This window comes from Carboxydocella sporoproducens DSM 16521, assembly GCF_900167165.1.
Classification (GTDB): domain Bacteria; phylum Bacillota.
The window spans coordinates 1-2,779 of record NZ_FUXM01000073.1; the positions used below are offsets into that span (position 1 = coordinate 1).

Annotated in this window: 4 protein-coding genes; 2 read left to right on the forward strand and 2 right to left on the reverse strand. The window is 30.8% G+C overall.

Translation table 11 applies throughout. The features are described from left to right. A partial coding sequence (gene mobV, locus B5D20_RS13450) for a MobV family relaxase (protein WP_078666704.1) occupies nt 1–1,070 on the reverse strand: 1,070 nt, incomplete at its 3' end. Between the two features lie 292 nt (nt 1,071–1,362). Here mobV and ermCL point away from each other — a divergent pair. Together ermCL and erm(C) are read left to right on the forward strand one after the other, a co-directional pair. Next, on the forward strand, nt 1,363–1,422 hold the full coding sequence (gene ermCL, locus B5D20_RS13760) for a 23S rRNA methylase leader peptide ErmCL (protein WP_002497446.1): 60 nt from the start codon (nt 1,363–1,365) through the stop codon (nt 1,420–1,422). A gap of 59 nt (nt 1,423–1,481) precedes the next feature. Next, entirely contained in the window at nt 1,482–2,216 is a 735-nt protein-coding gene (gene erm(C), locus B5D20_RS13455) for a 23S rRNA (adenine(2058)-N(6))-methyltransferase Erm(C) (RefSeq protein ID WP_007410443.1), read from the forward strand. 146 nt (nt 2,217–2,362) lie between these two features. Here the strand turns inward: erm(C) and B5D20_RS13460 are convergent. Next, nucleotides 2,363–2,779: Rep family protein (locus B5D20_RS13460; RefSeq protein ID WP_143311886.1), on the reverse strand; the 417-nt coding region annotated here is incomplete at its 5' end.

Here is a 2,779-nt window from a genome sequence, read left to right on the forward strand (position 1 = left end):
TTCTCAAACCCAGGGAAATTCGCCCTCGCAGCACGATATAAAGTCACTGTACTATCTTGAAATTTCTCTGATACATTCAACTGCTCATTCAAACTATCATTCTCTCGCTTTAATTTATTAACCTCTTTACTTTTTTCGTGATACCCCTCTTTCCATGTATTCACTACTTCTTTCAAACTCTCTCTACGTTTTTTTAATTCTTGATTTTCTGTGTAATAGTCTGTGCTCTTAATATTTTCGTAATCATCAACAATCCGTTCTGCAGAAGAGATTGTTTCTTGCAGGCGTTCAAATTCATCAGCAGTTAATATCTTTCTACCAGTCTCTTCACGTCCAGAGAACAAACCTGTACGCTCATTTTCATAATCAAAGGGTTTCGTAGACCTCATATGCTCTATTCCACTCTGTAACTGCTTATTTGCCTTCTGTAACTCATCCTTAACTTCTTGCAGTTCCTGTTTATGAAATACAGTATCTTTCTTGTACTGATCCATCGCTTTATGTTCTCGTTCTGTAACCTCTTTGGACGTGCCTCTTTCAAGTTCATAACCTTTCTCATTCACATACTCATTAAATCTATCTTGTAATTGAGTAAAGTCTTTCTTGTTGCCTAACTGTTCTTTTGCAGACAATCTCCCGTCCTCTGTTAAAGGGACAAAACCAAAGTGCATATGTGGGACTCTTTCATCCAGATGGACAGTCGCATACAGCATATTTTCCTTACCGTATTCATTTTCTAGAAACTCCAAGCTATCTTTAAAAAATCGTTCTATTTCTTCTCCGCTTAAATCATCAAAGAAATCTTTATCACTTGTAACCAGTCCGTCCACATGTCGAATTGCATCTGACCGAATTTTACGTTTCCCTGAATAATTCTCATCAATCGTTTCATCAATTTTATCTTTATACTTTATATTTTGTGCGTTAATCAAATCATAATTTTTATATGTTTCCTCATGATTTATGTCTTTATTATTATAGTTTTTATTCTCTCTTTGATTATGTCTTTGTATCCCGTTTGTATTACTTGATCCTTTAACTCTGGCAACCCTCAAAATTGAATGAGACATGCTACACCTCCGGATAATAAATATATATAAACGTATATAGATTTCATAAAGTCTAACACACTAGACTTATTTACTTCGTAATTAAGTCGTTAAACCGTGTGCTCTACGACCAAAACTATAAAACCTTTAAGAACTTTCTTTTTTTACAAGAAAAAAGAAATTAGATAAATCTCTCATATCTTTTATTCAATAATCGCATCCGATTGCAGTATAAATTTAACGATCACTCATCATGTTCATATTTATCAGAGCTCGTGCTATAATTATACTAATTTTATAAGGAGGAAAAAATATGGGCATTTTTAGTATTTTTGTAATCAGCACAGTTCATTATCAACCAAACAAAAAATAAGTGGTTATAATGAATCGTTAATAAGCAAAATTCATATAACCAAATTAAAGAGGGATATAATGAACGAGAAAAATATAAAACACAGTCAAAACTTTATTACTTCAAAACATAATATAGATAAAATAATGACAAATATAAGATTAAATGAACATGATAATATCTTTGAAATCGGCTCAGGAAAAGGCCATTTTACCCTTGAATTAGTAAAGAGGTGTAATTTCGTAACTGCCATTGAAATAGACCATAAATTATGCAAAACTACAGAAAATAAACTTGTTGATCACGATAATTTCCAAGTTTTAAACAAGGATATATTGCAGTTTAAATTTCCTAAAAACCAATCCTATAAAATATATGGTAATATACCTTATAACATAAGTACGGATATAATACGCAAAATTGTTTTTGATAGTATAGCTAATGAGATTTATTTAATCGTGGAATACGGGTTTGCTAAAAGATTATTAAATACAAAACGCTCATTGGCATTACTTTTAATGGCAGAAGTTGATATTTCTATATTAAGTATGGTTCCAAGAGAATATTTTCATCCTAAACCTAAAGTGAATAGCTCACTTATCAGATTAAGTAGAAAAAAATCAAGAATATCACACAAAGATAAACAAAAGTATAATTATTTCGTTATGAAATGGGTTAACAAAGAATACAAGAAAATATTTACAAAAAATCAATTTAACAATTCCTTAAAACATGCAGGAATTGACGATTTAAACAATATTAGCTTTGAACAATTCTTATCTCTTTTCAATAGCTATAAATTATTTAATAAGTAAGTTAAGGGATGCATAAACTGCATCCCTTAACTTGTTTTTCGTGTGCCTATTTTTTGTGAATCGATTATGTCTTTTGCGCAGTCGGCTTAAACCAGTTTTCGCTGGTGCGAAAAAAGAGTGTCTTGTGACACTCTTAAATTCAAAATCTATCGGTCAGATTTATACCGATTTGATTTTATATATTCTTGAATAACATACGCCGAGTTATCACATAAAAGCGGGAACCAATCATCAAATTTAAACTTCATTGCATAATCCATTAAACTCTTAAATTCTACGATTCCTTGTTCATCAATAAACTCAATCATTTCTTTAATTAATTTATATCTATCTGTTGTTGTTTTCTTTAATAATTCATCAACATCTACACCGCCATAAACTATCATATCTTCTTTTTGATATTTAAATTTATTAGGATCGTCCATGTGAAGCATATATCTCACAAGACCTTTCACACTTCCTGCAATCTGCGGAATAGTCGCATTCAATTCTTCTGTAATTATTTTTATCTGTTCATAAGATTTATTACCCTCATACATCACTAGAATATGATAATGCTCTTT